Below are 13,317 nucleotides of genomic sequence, written 5' to 3'. Positions count from 1 at the left end.
AATAGCGCGCTGTAGTGGGCAGAGGGACAAACGCCGCCTCCCAGTCGCGTGGAAGCATTCCCCCTTTGAAAAAGGGGGCTAGGGGGATTTGCTCTTAAAGCGCTTCCGCCCCGGCCGCTCAGTCCAGATACGCGTTCAGCGCTGCCACCATCTCGCGCCGGCGCAGCAGGAAGTCCCACAAGCTGCCGCCTAGCTGGCGCCACAGCACCGCCGAGCGCACCGCCGCCAGCAGCACCGCGCGCACCTCGGCGACCACGTTGGCCTGACCCAGATAGTGGGGATTGCCCTGCACCAGCACGCGCGGGCGCAGGTGGCTCAGGGTTTCGGCGTACACGCCGCCCAGTGCGGCCAGCACGTCCGGATGGCTGCTGCCCAGGCGCTGCGCGGTGTCGGCGTGATTGCGGATGCCGGCCTGCACGCGCTGCGCCATGGCGTGGTCGCGCACGAAGCGGCGTTCCAGCTGCATCACCGCCAGCGCCAGGCGCGGCAGCTGTTCGTCCTTGGTTTCGCGCACGAAGTAGTCGCGCAGCAGCACCAGCCCCGGGCGCAGGGCCTCGGTGCCGCCGTAGACCTGCGCCGGCGAGCTGGCGTCGATGCGGAACACCGAATCCAGGGCCGTGCCCAGGACCGCGGCATTGGCCTGGCCGGTATCGGCGATCCGCCTCACCTGGGCCAGGGCCTGGACCAGGCCGGCCAGGGCGAGCACGCGCTCGGAGATCGCGGGGGAAGCGCTACGGGTGGAACTCATGCGGCATGGACCTTCAGATAGTGTTCCAGCGGTGCGTCGGTGGCGGCGATCACGGCGCCGCCCAGGCAGACCTCACCGTCGTACAGCACCAGGGATTGACCGGGGGTGACCGCGCGTTGCGGGCGCGCGAAGCGCACCTGCAGGCGGCCGTCGTCCAGCACCTCGACCTCGCAGGCCTCGTCGGGCTGGCGGTAGCGGGTTTGGGCGGTGCAGTGGAAGCGCTGCGCGGGCGGCGCGCCGTCGATCCAGTGCGCGGTTTCCGACCACAGCGCCTGCGAGCGCAGCCAGGGCGTCTGGCTGCCCTGGTCCACGTACAGCACGTTGTTGGCCACGTCCTTGCCCACCACGTACCAGGGCGCGGCCTCGAAGCCGCGCACGCCGCCGATGTTCAGGCCTTCGCGCTGGCCGAGGGTGAAATAGAACACGCCCGGATGGCGGCCGATCGCGCGGCCGTTGGGGCTGTCGCCGGCGACGGCGCGGATCTCGCCCTCGCGCGCCGGCAGGTAGCGCGCGAGGAACTCGCGGAAGTCGCGCTCGCCGATGAAGCAGATGCCGGTGGAGTCCTTCTTGGCCGCGGTCGGCAGGCCGGCGTCCTGGGCCATCTGGCGCACGTCGCGCTTGATCAGGTCGCCCAGCGGAAACAGCGTCGAGGCGAGCTGGGCCTGGCCGAGCTGGTGCAGGAAGTAGCTCTGGTCCTTGCCGCGGTCGGCCGCGCGCAGCAGCCGCTGGCGACCGCCATCGCGTTCGACGCGGGCGTAGTGGCCGGTGGCGATGAATTCCGCACCCAACTCGTGGGCGGCATCGAGGAAGTGCTTGAACTTGATCTCGCGGTTGCACAGCACGTCCGGGTTGGGCGTGCGGCCGGCCGCGTACTCGGCCAGGAAATGGGCGAACACGCCGTCCCAGTACTGGCTGGAGAAATCGCGGAAGTGGATCGGCAGGCCGAGCCGGCCGCAGACCGCGACCGCGTCGCGGCGGTCGTCTTCGGCGCGGCAATCGCCGCTGCCATCGTCCGCCCAGTTCTGCATGAACAATCCGGCGATCGGCTCGCCCGCGTCGCGCAGACGCAGCGCGGCGACCGACGAATCGACGCCGCCGGACATGCCCACCACCGTGCGCACCGAAGCCACTGCGATCAACCCAGGTGCTGCATCAGGTCCAGCGGGTGCCGGCGCCCGGCCAGGAAGTCGCTGGCGGTGCGCCAGACCAGCGGGCTGCGGTGGCGCGCGGATTCGGCCTGCAGCTCGTCCGGGGTCAGCCACAAGGCGCGCACGATGCCTTCGTCCAGCCGCCGCGCGGGGTCGTGGACCACCGGTTCGGCGCAGAAGGCGAAGCGCAGGTAGTGGCGGCCGCCGCTGCCGTCGGGCTGCAACGGTGCTTTCCACTGGTAGGCACCGACGAAGCCGGTCAGGCGCACCTCCCAGCCGGTTTCCTCGCGGGTTTCGCGCAGGGCGGCGTCGAGCAGGCTTTCGTCGGGCTCCAGGTGGCCGGCGGGCTGGTTGATCACCAGCCGCCCGCCGACGGTTTCCTCGACCACGAGCAGCCGCCCGCCGTCGACCACCACCGTCGCGACGGTGACGTCCGGCTGCCAGAAGCGGCCCTCGCGGTAGCTCATCAGAACTCGTCCTTGCCCGGGGTCAGCTCGGCTTCCATCAGGTCGGCCGCGCGCAGGGCGTAGTCGAGGGCGTCGTCGAGCTCCTCGGCCGGCGCGTCGGCGCGCAGCTTGACCACGAACACGGCCATGTTGCCCTGCTTGACCCAGCCGCCCATCTTGCTGGACTGGCTGTCCTCGAGCAGCTTGTTGGCCAGTTCGGCCGGGAAATCCTCGCCCACGGCGCGGTAGGCCGGGGCCCAGACTTCGCGCACCTTGTGCTTGCCGTAGCTTTCGGTGCGCGAGATCACGAAGCCCAGCTGGCTGCGGTCGTCGTCCATCTCGAAGGTCAGCTTGTAGTCGCCGTCCTCGTCCACTTCGTACTTGTAACCCAAGCCGTCGAGCTGCTTGGCGATGCGCGGGTCGGCCGCGGTGGAGTGCTGGGCCTCGGCGGCTTGGGCCTTGCTGTTCGCGGCCAGGGCGGCGGCGGGCAGCAGCAGGGCGGCGGCCAGCGCGACGGGTAGGGCCAGGACGGTGGGGCGCATCGGGATTCCTTTCGCTCGGGGTGGGGTGGGGCGGTTGGGTTTCGGGAACTGCGCCGCCATTTTGCTTGCCGCGGTCTCGGGCGTCCACGGGCCGCGGCCTGCCAGCCGTATAATTTGCGTATGCCCAAACAAACCGATCACGAACACAGCCATGGCGTACTGGTGGAGACGGGGAAGCCGGAAGTCGCCCGGCCGCCGCTGTACTCCGTGCTGTTGCTGAACGACGACTACACCCCGATGGATTTCGTGGTGGAGGTACTGATGCGCTTTTTCCCGATGAATGCCGAGAAAGCGACCCAGATCATGCTCCACGTGCACACCCGCGGCCGCGGCGTTTGCGGGGTCTTCACGCGCGAGGTCGCCGAGTCCAAGGTGGCGCAAGTGAATGAATTTTCAAGGCTGCATCAGCACCCCTTGCTGTGCACGATGGAAAAGGCTTAGAACGTTGCCGTAGCTCCGCGACGACGGGGATGGAAAAACCGCCGGCCGGCCCCAATCAAGGGTGCATACGTACTGGAGGCCCCCTCCCATGTTCAGCAAGGATCTCGAATACAGCATCGGCCAGTGCTACAAGCGCGCCCGCGAGGCGCGCCACGAGTACATGACGGTCGAACACCTGCTGCTGGCGCTTTTGGACAATCCCTCGGCCGAGGGCGTGCTCAAGGCCTGCGGCGCCGACTTCGCGCGACTGCGCAGCGACCTCGAACAGGCCATCGCGACTTCGGTCTCGGTGCTGCCCGAGGACGTCGATCGCGACACCCAGCCCACCCTGGGCTTCCAGCGCGTGCTGCAGCGCGCGGTCTACCACGTCCAGTCCTCGGGCAAGAAGGAGGTCACCGGCGCCAACGTGCTGGTGGCGATCTTCGGCGAGAAGGATTCGCACGCGGTCTACTTCCTCAACCAGCAGGACGTGGCCCGCCTGGACGTGGTCAATTACCTCTCGCACGGCATCGCCAAGCACGGCGCCGAAGACGCCGGCGGTCCGCACGAGGACGGCGAGGCCAAGCCGGCCGAGGGCGGCGAGGGCGAGGGCAAGTCCGACGCCCTGGCCGAGTTCGCGGTCAACCTCAACCAGCTCGCGCGCGACGGCCGCATCGATCCCCTGGTCGGCCGCGCCGACGAGGTCGAGCGCACCATCCAGGTGCTGTGCCGCCGCCGCAAGAACAACCCGCTGTACGTCGGCGAAGCCGGCGTCGGCAAGACCGCGATCGCCGAAGGCCTGGCCAAGCGCATCGTCGACGGCGACGTGCCGATGGTGCTGGAGAACGCCACCATCTATGCGCTGGACCTGGGCGCGCTGGTGGCCGGCACCAAGTACCGCGGCGATTTCGAGAAGCGCCTCAAGGCGGTGTTGGCGCAGCTCAAGAAGCTGCCCGACGCGGTGCTGTTCATCGACGAGATCCACACCATCATCGGCGCCGGCTCCGCCAGCGGCGGCACCATGGACGCGAGCAACCTGATCAAGCCGGCGCTGTCCTCGGGCGAACTGCGCTGCATCGGTTCGACCACGTTCCAGGAATACCGCGGCATCTTCGAGAAGGACCGCGCGCTGGCGCGGCGCTTCCAGAAGATCGACATCGTCGAGCCGACCGTGGGCGAGACCTTCGAGATCCTGCAGGGCCTCAAGCCCAAGTACGAGGCGCACCACGGCGTGACCTACGCCGACGAGGCGCTGCAGGCGGCGGTGGACCTGTCGGTCAAGCACATCGGCGACCGTCTGCTGCCCGACAAGGCCATCGACGTGATCGACGAGGCCGGCGCGCGCCAGCGCCTGTTGCCGGAGAACGTGCGCAAGAGCCTGATCGACATCGAGGAAATCGAGACCATCGTGGCCAAGATGGCGCGCATCCCGACCAAGCAGGTGTCGGCCAGCGACAAGGACGTGCTCAAGAACCTCGAGCGCAACCTCAAGATGGTGATCTTCGGCCAGGACCCGGCCATCGATACCCTGACCGCGGCGATCAAGCTGGCGCGCTCGGGCCTGGGCAATCCCGACAAGCCGATCGGCAACTTCCTGTTCGCCGGCCCGACCGGCGTGGGCAAGACCGAGGTCACCAAGCAGCTCGCGCTGCAGCTGGGCATCGAGCTGGTGCGCTTCGACATGTCGGAGTACATGGAACCGCATTCGGTGAGCCGCCTGATCGGCGCGCCCCCGGGCTACGTCGGCTTCGACCAGGGCGGCCTGTTGACCGAGAAGATCGTCAAGACCCCGCACTGCGTGCTGTTGCTGGACGAGGTCGAGAAGGCGCATCCGGACATCTTCAACATCCTGTTGCAGGTCATGGACCGCGGCACGCTGACCGACACCAACGGTCGCGAGGCCAACTTCAAGAACGTGATCCTGGTGATGACCACCAACGCCGGCGCGGCGCAGGCGGCGCGGCGCACGATCGGCTTCACTCAGCAGGACCATTCCACCGACGCCATGGAAGTGATCCGTCGCAGCTTCACCCCGGAATTCCGCAACCGCCTCGACGCGGTGGTGCAGTTCCAGGCGCTGGGCTTCGACCACATCCTGCGCGTGGTCGACAAGTTCCTGATCGAGCTGGAAGCGCAGCTGCACGAGAAGAACGTCAGCCTCAGCGCCACCCCGACCGCGCGCGACTGGCTGGCCCAGCACGGCTTCGACCCGCTGATGGGCGCACGCCCGATGGCGCGTGTGATCCAGGACAAGATCAAGCGCCCGCTCGCGGACGAGCTGCTGTTCGGCAAGCTGGTCGGCGGCGGCCGCGTCAGCATCGACGTCAAGGACGACGAGCTGGTGGTCGAGGCCCAGGCCGAGCCGGAGAAGCTGTTGCCGGCGACGGTGTAAGCGCCCGCGCCGCGATCGGCGCGGTGTCGCGCAACAAGAAACAGGCGGCTGATGGCCGCCTGTTTCGTTTCCGCAGCGATGTTTTCGTGCGGGCGCCGGGTCCAGGCGTGGTTGCGCCGTGTCGTGCCGTTGCGCGATCGCGGCTCACGCCGCTCCCACAGGAAGCCGGATGCGTCGGCTCGTCGGAGGTTCGCGGGCACGATCGCGACGCGCACCGCTTCCTGTGGGAGCGGCGTAAGCCGCGATCGCGAACTCGCAAAGGACCGCGTAACGAACACGCCGCGTGCGCTGCGGCGAAAACCGCAGCATCGCCCTGCCTCCAGCGCTCTCGTCGGTGCGGTTGTCACCGCACCTTACGGTCGCATTTAGCGGCGGCGCGTGTAGCGCGCGTAAGCCGTCTCGTCGATGCGCTCGACAGAGTTGACCTTGCACTCGTCCTTGTTGAGCTTCACCCGCGTGCCGCTGGGGCAGATCTTGCCGCTCTGGCCTTCGGCGGAAATGTCGAAGCGCGTGGCCAGCTGCAGGCCGTCGCAGGAACTGCTGACGCCGAGACGGTAGTAGTCGCTGCCGTCGGCGACCAGCACGTATTGGGTGCCGAAGCGCGAGACCTGCTGCGAACCGCTGAGCTCGACGCAGCCCGAGAGCGCTTCGCCGGCCAGGGCCGAGGCGCTCAGACCGCTCAGGCCGATCGCGAGCAGCAGGGAAAGTCGATGGGGGTGGCGCATGGCGAAGCTCCTGGTTGATGAAACGGGGCGCGAGTGAAAGGTAGTGATTGGTGTGCGGCGCCGAATCTGGAGAAAGTCGTCGTGACCTCCGGCACCGTGCCGTTGTGCATACCGCCTAACGGGTGGAACGCGTTTCGTGCTGCCCATGCTGCGCATCGGTGCGCACGCCGCAAGGCAATTGCGACGGTTCGCGTCCCTGGCGGAGCGAATCGCCCATGACGCCGACGAAGCCGGACCACACGCGACGCTGCGCACACGACGCTGCGCGCGCTGCGGGCGCGCGATCGTCACGGCGTTCGTTCGCGGTCTGCGTGTATGGATGTCGGCGCGTGCGATTTGGTTGCAGGCCGTTTGCGGCGCGCAGTGAACGGCGCGGTGCATTGCCGCCGAGCGGGACGCTCGCGAGGCATCGCAGGTCGCCGTGCGCTGTTCGCCGGCGCGCGCGGGGCATCGCCCGGGTTCGCTGGGGACGCGATCGAAGCGATCCCGGAGACGCGGCGCTCTGGGAAGAGACGGGGTTGCTACGGGATGGGCAAGCGCCGCGTGGTGCGCAGGTTCCCTCGCGGCCCGGCAGCATGCGACTCACTTGGCGCCTTGCGGCGCCATCGACCGATTCCCGTAACTCTGGCCGCCTGGCCTGCATGGCCCAGGCGCGGCGGTGTTGCCGCGGACCGATCCGCCATCGCGGCGGATTCCGAGGATGCTGCGGTCGCCTAGCGGCGATGACAGCCGACGCCTTGCTAGGCGCATCGCCATAAGGCGGCGCATCGTGCGGATACGGCATTCGTTCCAGCCCGGGTGTGCGTCGGGAAAGCCGCACCGAACCCGGCCACCGCGGCGCCTGCGCCTGCGCTGCCGCCACAACGAAAAAAGCGGCCATAGGCCGCTTTTTTCAATCGGTTACCGCAATTACTTCATGCGGTAGGTGATGCGTCCCTTGGTCAGGTCGTAGGGCGTCATTTCGACCTTGACCTTGTCGCCGGTGAGGATGCGGATGTAGTTCTTGCGCATCCGACCCGAAATGTGGGCGATGATCTCGTGCCCGTTTTCGAGGCGCACGCGGAACATGGTGTTCGGAAGGGTTTCCGCCACCGTGCCCTCGAATTCGATCACGTCGTCTTTTGCCATGTGTTTCCTGGATGAGGAAGAACGGGCGTTTCGCGCCCGCGAAGCCCGGCATTGTGCCACGCCGCGGCCGGCGGTGCAAAAATAATGTTAATCGGCATGCGGCGGGGCGCCCGCCGCGGTGGCCTCGGCCAGCGCCGAGGCCGGCAGTTCGCCGAACGCAGCCGTCCAGGGGCCGGGCGCGACCTCGACGGACACCAGGTCGGCGATGGCGGCCAGGAAGCGCGGGCGCTGCCAGCGCTGCGCGCCCAGGCTGAGCAGGTGCGCGTTCTCGACCTGGGCGTCCAGCAGCGGCCAGCCCCAAGCGTGCAGGCGCCGCGCCAGCGCCGCCAACGCCACCTTGGAGCCGCCGGACTGCAGCGAGACCATGCTTTCGCCGAAGAACATGCGCCCGATCGCGACGCCGTAGATGCCGCCGGCCAGGTGCGGCCCGTCGTAGACCTCGACCGAATGCGCATGGCCCAGCCGGTGCAATCGCACATAGGCCTCGCGCATCTCGTCGGTGATCCAGGTGCCGTCCTGGCCCGGCCGCGGCATGCGCGCGCAGGCGTCGATCACCTCGGCGAACGCGGTATCGGCGCGCACCGTCCAGGCGCTGCGGCGCAGTTGGCGGCGGAACTTCGACGACAGGCGCACGCCATCGCTGCGGAACACCGTACGCGGGTCGGGGCACCACCACAGGATCGGATCGCCGTCGGAATACCAGGGAAAGATGCCGCGCCGGTAGGCGTTGAGCAGCCGCGCCGGGCTGAGATCGCCGCCGACCGCGAGCAGTCCAGGGGGCCGGCGCAGCGCGCGCTCGGCGGGCGGGAACGGCGCATCGGGATCGGCGGGCAGCAGGACGGGCAGGGGATTCATCGCGGGCATGATCGCCGAGTTCGCCCAGGCACGCAGCCGTGCCGGCCGCGGTGGCGAGGGCTAGCCGTCGGACTGCTTGAACGGACTGTGCGACGCCAGCCTGCGCGCATAGCCGCGGATCGACGCGCTCTCCTCGCGGCACCACGGCGCCAGCGCGGCGCGGAAGCCCTCGTGCGCGATCCAGTGCCGACTGCGCACGAAGCTGGGCAGGAAGCCGCGCGCAAGCTTGTGCTCGCCCTGCGCGCCGGGCTCGAACCGGGTCAGGCCCTCGCGCAGGCAGTAGTCGATGCCCTGGTAGTAGCAGGTTTCGAAATGCAGCCCGGGCAAGGCGACGTCGGCGCCCCAATAGCGTCCGTAGAGCGTGTCGGCGCCGCGCAGGCACAACGCGCCGGCGATCGCGCGGCCGTCGAGTTCGGCCAGAAAGATCACCAGCGAGCGCGGCAGGGCGCGCGCGAGATGGCGCAGGAACTCCAGAGTCAGAGCCGGATGGTTGCCGTATTCGGCGAAGGTGCGCAGGTAGTAGCCGTGCATCGTCGCCAGGTCGGCCTCGCTGGCGTCGCCGCCTTCGACTATGCGGAACCGCACCCCGGCGCGCGCGACCTTGGCGCGCTCCTGGCGGATGTTCTTGCGGTGCTTGTGGTCGAACGCGGCCAGGAAACCGTCGAAGTCCCGCCACAGCGGACCGTCTTGGCCGTCAGGATTGCGCCAGTGGTACTGCACGTCGCTGCGCGCCAGCCAGTCCGGGCCGAACAGCGCGTCTTCGTCTTCTTCGTGGAAGTTCACGTGCACCGAGGACAGCTCCTGGCGCCGCGTCAGCGCGACCAGGGCGTGCGCCAGCAAGGCGCGGTCGCTGTCCTCGCGCGCCAGCAGGCGCGGCCCGGTCACCGGCGAGTAGGGCACCGCGCACAGCCATTTGGGGAAGTAGTCCATGCCGTGCTGCGCATAGGCGTGGGCCCAGGCGTGGTCGAACACGAACTCGCCGTGCGAGTTGTCCTTGAGGTAGGCCGGCGCGGCCGCGATCAACGCGTCGCCGCGCCACAGCGTCAGGTGCTGCGGCGTCCAGCCCCATTGCGGGCGCAGGCAGCCGCTGGCTTCCAGGCCGTGCAGGAAGGCGTGCATGACGAACGGCTGGCGGCCGTCGTGCAGGGCGTCCCATTGCGCCGCCGGCACCTCGTCCAGCGCGCCGATCAGGCGGATCGAAACGCTGTCGCCGGCTCCGCTCACTGGGCCGCGGCGGCTGCGTTCGCGCGCAGGTACACGTCGGGATCGTGCTTTTGCATATGCAGTTCGGGCTGGGGCAGGGCGGTGAAGCCGAGCTTGGCGTACAGCGGCTGCATGTCGCGGGTGACCAGCAGCCAGCGGCGCAGATCCTGCAGGCGCGCATCGTCCATCAAGGCCTGCACGATCGCGCGGCCGTAACCGCGGCCGCGCTGCGAGGGCAGCACGAACACGTCGGCCAGATAGGCGAAGGTGGCCTGGTCGGTGACCGCGCGCGCGAACGCGACCAGTTCGCCGTCGACATAGCCGCGATAAGACAGCGAATGATCGAGGGCGCGGCGCAGGGTATCGGCGGGAATGCCGGCGGCCCAGTAGGTCTGCCCGATGAAGTCGTGGATGAGCGCGAAGTCCTGCTCCGAACAGGGGCCGTCGCGATCGTCGCGAATCTGCAGCACGGGAGCGGACAGGGTGGGCACGGGGGGCGTCATCGGCGCTTGATAGAGAACGGAATGAGTATGCCGTTGGGCTGGCCGTTGTCGGCGCTGCAGGGCAGGCCGGCCGAGGGCAGGCGCTGCATCAGGGCCTGCAGCTGCGGCAGCAGCGCGTCTTGGTCGATGCCCTCGTCGGCCTGCTGGATTTGCGCGCGGTTCGGGCAGGTGTTGACCACGATGCGGGCCGAGAGCAGGCGGCCCATGGCCTCGTCGTGCACGATCTCCTCGGCCAGGGGTTCCAGGCGTTGCTGGAGCAGCATGGGCAGGACTTCGACGAAGGCAAACATCGCTTCCTGTTCGGCTGGCGATGCCTGCGTGAGCTTGAGCTTGGCGGCCTTCTGGGCGACGGCGTCTTTCGGATAGCCCGACGCGGCCAAGTGGCGATAGGCCTCGGTGTAGTCGGCGGGCACGCCGCTGCCCAGGACATGGAACAAGGCCAGATAGCGCATGGCCTGGGTGTCGCCGCGCTTGGCGGCGGCGCTCAGATAGGTTGCGGCGGTGGCTTGCTTCTGCGCGCTCATGCCGTCGCCGTCGATCACGCAGGCGGCCCAGAAACCGCCGATCCTGCGCTGAGCGTCCTTATCGCCACGTTCGGCGGCCACGAGCGTGCGCTCGTAGCCGGCGATCATCGGGCCCATGGTGCTGGTTTCGCTGTAGATGTATTGCTGGGCCAGCGGGCTGGCGTTCTTGCGCTTTGCGGTCAGCTCGGCGCGGTCCAGGCAGAACACGCCCGGCTCGCTCGCGACCGCCATAGGTGCGAACGCAGCCATCGACATCGCCACCAGCCACGATGCCGCCGCCAGCGCGCCGCGCACGATCAGGCGTCCTTGTCGAGGAACTTCTCGGCGTCCAGCGCCGCCATGCAGCCGAAACCGGCGGAGGTGATGGCCTGGCGGTAGACCTGATCGGCGACGTCGCCGGCGGCGAACACGCCCTCGACCGAGGTCTGGGTGGCGTTGCCGTCCAGGCCGGTCTTGATGGTCAGGTAGCCGTTCTTCATGTCCAGCTGGCCTTCGAACAGGGTGGTGTTCGGGGTGTGGCCGATGGCGACGAAGAAACCGTGGATCGCGATCTCGCGCACCGAGTCGTCCTGCACCGACTTCACCCGCAGACCGGTCACGCCGGCGTCGTTGCCCAGCACTTCCTCGACCACGTGGTGCCACACCGGTTCGATCTTGCCAGCCTGGATCTTGGCGTGCAGCTTGTCCTGCATGATCTTCTCGGCGCGCAGCGTGTCGCGGCGGTGCACCAGGTAGACCTTGCGCGCGATGTTGGACAGGTACAGCGCTTCCTCGACCGCGGTGTTGCCGCCGCCGATCACCGCCACGTCCTGGTCCTTGTAGAAGAAGCCGTCGCAGGTTGCGCAGGCGGACACGCCGCGGCCCTTGTATTCCTCTTCCGAGGGCAGGCCCAGGTACTTGGCGGTGGCGCCGGTGGCGATGATCAGCGCGTCGGCGGTGTACTCGCCGCTGTCGCCGGTGAGACGGAACGGGCGCTTGGACAGATCGGCGCTGTGGACGTGGTCGAAGACGACCTCGGTATCGAAGCGTTCAGCATGCGACTGCATGCGCGCCATCAGGTCCGGACCCATCAGGCCGTGCGCGTCGCCGGGCCAGTTGTCGACTTCGGTCGTGGTCATCAGCTGACCGCCTTGCTGCAGGCCGGTGATGACCAGCGGCTTCAGGTTGGCGCGGGCGGCGTAGACGGCGGCGGTCCAGCCGGCGGGGCCGGAACCGAGGATGACGACGCGGGAGTGCTTCGAAGGGGTCATGTATATAATCGCGGGCTGTTGGGACGCGCGTTCGCGCGATGTGTCTCCGGCACGCAAGCCATACGCCAGCGTGTTGAAGATGCGGTTGACGCCATAGCTTGGCGGCGACGTCCCGGCAACACAAGGCGCGCGCCGCGGACGCAACGTTGCACGGCTCGCGATCCTGTCCCCCTCACCGCAGAACACCGGCAGGACGCGCCGCGCATGCGGCGTTTTTCGTAAGCCCCACTGGAGAGCATGGCAATGCGTATCGGCGTACCCAAGGAAACCAAGACCCTCGAAGGGCGCGTAGCGCTCGTTCCGGCCGCGGCCGGCGACCTGGTCAGCCGCGGGCATGAGGTTTGGCTGGAACAGGATGCCGGCGTCAAAAGCGGCTTCAAGGACAGCGACTACACCCGTCTGGGCGTGAAGATCGCGCCGGACGCGGCCGCGCTGTACGAGAAGGGCGAGCTGATCGTGAAGGTCAAGGAGCCGATCGCCGGCGACCTGCGGCACCTGCGCAAGGATCACCTGCTGTTCTGTTACCTGCACCTGGCCGCCGAGCCGGTGCTGACCAAGCAACTGCTGGACATCGGCCTGACCGGCGTCGCCTTCGAGACCGTCGAGCTGCCCAATGGCGACCTGCCGCTGCTGGCGCCGATGTCGATCATCGCCGGCAAGATCGGCGTGCAGGTCGGTACCCACCTGCTGCACCAGCCCATGAGCGGCAAGGGCAAGCTGCTGGGCGGCCTGCCGTCCACCGAGCGCGGCAAGGTCGTGGTGTTCGGCGCCGGCCAGGCCGGCGGCGCGTCGGCGGCGCTGGCCGCGGCCGGCGGTTCCAACGTGACCGTGTTCGAAATGCGCCAGGACCGCATGGACCAGATGATGCGCCTGGGCAACAACGTGACCGCGCTGTTCCCGTACGTGGACGTGGTGGCGCGCGAGGTGGCCTCGGCCGACCTGGTGATCGGCGCGGTGCTGGTGACCGGCGCGCGTGCGCCGCACGTGCTGACGCGCGAGATGCTCAAGGGCATGGAAGACGGCAGCGTGGTGGTCGACATCTCGATCGACCAGGGCGGCTGCTTCGAGACCTCGCGCCCGACCACCTGGAAGGAACCGACCTACGTCGAAGAGGGCGTGACCCACTTCTGCGTGACCAACATGCCCGGCGCGGTGCCGCAGACCTCGTCGCAGGCGATCTGCGCCGCGATCCTGCCCTGGGTCAACAAGCTGGCCGGCGGCGACTGGCGCGGCAACCAGGCGCTGGTGCGCGGCATCAACGTCGAAGGCGGCCAGCTGGTGCATCCTGCGCTGCAGGGCATGAAGCTGTAACGTGGCGTCCAGGCCTTCCGCGAGGGAGGCCGACCCGGCCGCCGTCCCGCCGGGACGGCGGACAGGCGCCTCACGGCGCCCGCGGATCCCCGCTACGGCGGGGATCTTGCTGTGAATTGGCT

The 13,317-nt window shown here is 68.6% G+C and carries 15 protein-coding genes; 4 read left to right on the top strand and 11 right to left on the bottom strand.

What is annotated here, in order from left to right; genetic code table 11:
* Window positions 1-118: 118 nt before the first annotated feature.
* From hflD to LVB77_RS12545, 4 genes are read right to left on the bottom strand one after another with little or no spacing between them, the layout of a single operon-like run.
* Window positions 119-748, bottom strand: coding sequence for a high frequency lysogenization protein HflD (hflD, locus tag LVB77_RS12560; protein WP_232906446.1), 630 nt, complete (start codon window positions 746-748; stop codon window positions 119-121).
* A complete protein-coding gene (mnmA, locus tag LVB77_RS12555) occupies window positions 745-1,878 on the bottom strand; it encodes a tRNA 2-thiouridine(34) synthase MnmA (protein WP_232910282.1) in 1,134 nt (377 codons plus the stop codon). Before mnmA ends, hflD begins: the two co-directional genes overlap by 4 nt.
* Before the next feature lie 5 nt (window positions 1,879-1,883).
* Window positions 1,884-2,363 (bottom strand): NUDIX hydrolase, encoded by a 480-nt coding sequence (locus LVB77_RS12550; RefSeq protein ID WP_232906445.1) that lies wholly within the window; start codon window positions 2,361-2,363, stop codon window positions 1,884-1,886.
* Window positions 2,363-2,884, bottom strand: coding sequence for a YbjN domain-containing protein (locus LVB77_RS12545; protein WP_232906444.1), 522 nt, complete (start codon window positions 2,882-2,884; stop codon window positions 2,363-2,365). Before LVB77_RS12545 ends, LVB77_RS12550 begins: the two co-directional genes overlap by 1 nt.
* 120 nt (window positions 2,885-3,004) lie before the next feature.
* Between LVB77_RS12545 and clpS the strand changes: the two genes are divergently transcribed.
* Window positions 3,005-3,325, top strand: coding sequence for an ATP-dependent Clp protease adapter ClpS (gene clpS, locus LVB77_RS12540; protein WP_115858042.1), 321 nt, complete (start codon window positions 3,005-3,007; stop codon window positions 3,323-3,325).
* Between the two features lie 88 nt (window positions 3,326-3,413).
* Entirely contained in the window at window positions 3,414-5,696 is a 2,283-nt protein-coding gene (gene clpA / locus LVB77_RS12535; RefSeq protein WP_232906443.1) for an ATP-dependent Clp protease ATP-binding subunit ClpA, read from the top strand.
* Window positions 5,697-6,061: 365 nt separating this feature from the next.
* Here the strand turns inward: clpA and LVB77_RS12530 are convergent, their stop codons facing one another.
* The gene (locus LVB77_RS12530) at window positions 6,062-6,421 is read right to left on the bottom strand and encodes a hypothetical protein (RefSeq protein ID WP_232906442.1); all 360 of its coding nucleotides are present in this window, start codon (window positions 6,419-6,421) and stop codon (window positions 6,062-6,064) included.
* Between the two features lie 136 nt (window positions 6,422-6,557).
* On the opposite strand from LVB77_RS12530, the gene LVB77_RS12525 reads away from it, so the two are divergent.
* Complete coding sequence (locus LVB77_RS12525; RefSeq protein WP_232906441.1) at window positions 6,558-6,788, top strand: hypothetical protein; 231 nt, start codon at window positions 6,558-6,560, stop codon at window positions 6,786-6,788.
* A gap of 542 nt (window positions 6,789-7,330) precedes the next feature.
* On the opposite strand, the gene infA is transcribed toward LVB77_RS12525, so the two are convergent.
* From infA to trxB, 6 genes are all read right to left on the bottom strand, one after another.
* Window positions 7,331-7,549: a translation initiation factor IF-1 gene (gene infA / locus LVB77_RS12520; RefSeq protein ID WP_031372296.1), complete on the bottom strand. Its 219-nt coding sequence runs from the start codon at window positions 7,547-7,549 to the stop codon at window positions 7,331-7,333.
* Window positions 7,550-7,636: 87 nt separating this feature from the next.
* Window positions 7,637-8,404, bottom strand: coding sequence for a leucyl/phenylalanyl-tRNA--protein transferase (gene aat / locus LVB77_RS12515; RefSeq protein WP_232906440.1), 768 nt, complete (start codon window positions 8,402-8,404; stop codon window positions 7,637-7,639).
* A gap of 60 nt (window positions 8,405-8,464) precedes the next feature.
* A complete protein-coding gene (locus LVB77_RS12510) occupies window positions 8,465-9,601 on the bottom strand; it encodes a GNAT family N-acetyltransferase (protein ID WP_232910280.1) in 1,137 nt (378 codons plus the stop codon).
* A 23-nt stretch (window positions 9,602-9,624) separates the two neighbouring features.
* Window positions 9,625-10,110, bottom strand: coding sequence for a GNAT family N-acetyltransferase (locus LVB77_RS12505; RefSeq protein WP_232906439.1), 486 nt, complete (start codon window positions 10,108-10,110; stop codon window positions 9,625-9,627).
* On the bottom strand, window positions 10,107-10,928 hold the full coding sequence (locus tag LVB77_RS12500) for a hypothetical protein (RefSeq protein ID WP_232906438.1): 822 nt from the start codon (window positions 10,926-10,928) through the stop codon (window positions 10,107-10,109). Before LVB77_RS12500 ends, LVB77_RS12505 begins: the two co-directional genes overlap by 4 nt.
* Before the next feature lie 2 nt (window positions 10,929-10,930).
* Entirely contained in the window at window positions 10,931-11,884 is a 954-nt protein-coding gene (trxB, locus tag LVB77_RS12495) for a thioredoxin-disulfide reductase (RefSeq protein WP_232906437.1), read from the bottom strand.
* 243 nt (window positions 11,885-12,127) lie between these two features.
* On the opposite strand from trxB, the gene LVB77_RS12490 reads away from it, so the two are divergent.
* Window positions 12,128-13,195 carry an alanine dehydrogenase gene (locus LVB77_RS12490; protein ID WP_232906436.1) on the top strand — a complete coding sequence of 356 codons (1,068 nt, stop codon included), beginning with the start codon at window positions 12,128-12,130 and terminating at the stop codon, window positions 13,193-13,195.
* Window positions 13,196-13,317 lie beyond the last annotated feature (122 nt).

This window comes from Lysobacter sp. 5GHs7-4 (assembly GCF_021284765.1).
Taxonomy (GTDB): Bacteria; Pseudomonadota; Gammaproteobacteria; order Xanthomonadales; family Xanthomonadaceae; genus Lysobacter.
This window is presented reverse-complemented; position numbering and strand designations above follow the sequence as displayed.

What these genes read in the sequence shown, in the direction of transcription:
- hflD (WP_232906446.1), bottom strand. Translation starts at nt 748, where the DNA reads ATGAGTTCCACCCGTAGCGCTTCCCCCGCGATCTCCGAGCGCGTGCTC.
- LVB77_RS12550 (WP_232906445.1), bottom strand. Translation starts at nt 2,363, where the DNA reads ATGAGCTACCGCGAGGGCCGCTTCTGGCAGCCGGACGTCACCGTCGCG.
- LVB77_RS12545 (WP_232906444.1), bottom strand. Translation starts at nt 2,884, where the DNA reads ATGCGCCCCACCGTCCTGGCCCTACCCGTCGCGCTGGCCGCCGCCCTG.
- clpS (WP_115858042.1), top strand. Translation starts at nt 3,005, where the DNA reads ATGCCCAAACAAACCGATCACGAACACAGCCATGGCGTACTGGTGGAG.
- clpA (WP_232906443.1), top strand. Translation starts at nt 3,414, where the DNA reads ATGTTCAGCAAGGATCTCGAATACAGCATCGGCCAGTGCTACAAGCGC.
- LVB77_RS12530 (WP_232906442.1), bottom strand. Translation starts at nt 6,421, where the DNA reads ATGCGCCACCCCCATCGACTTTCCCTGCTGCTCGCGATCGGCCTGAGC.
- infA (WP_031372296.1), bottom strand. Translation starts at nt 7,549, where the DNA reads ATGGCAAAAGACGACGTGATCGAATTCGAGGGCACGGTGGCGGAAACC.
- aat (WP_232906440.1), bottom strand. Translation starts at nt 8,404, where the DNA reads ATGAATCCCCTGCCCGTCCTGCTGCCCGCCGATCCCGATGCGCCGTTC.
- LVB77_RS12505 (WP_232906439.1), bottom strand. Translation starts at nt 10,110, where the DNA reads ATGACGCCCCCCGTGCCCACCCTGTCCGCTCCCGTGCTGCAGATTCGC.
- trxB (WP_232906437.1), bottom strand. Translation starts at nt 11,884, where the DNA reads ATGACCCCTTCGAAGCACTCCCGCGTCGTCATCCTCGGTTCCGGCCCC.
- LVB77_RS12490 (WP_232906436.1), top strand. Translation starts at nt 12,128, where the DNA reads ATGCGTATCGGCGTACCCAAGGAAACCAAGACCCTCGAAGGGCGCGTA.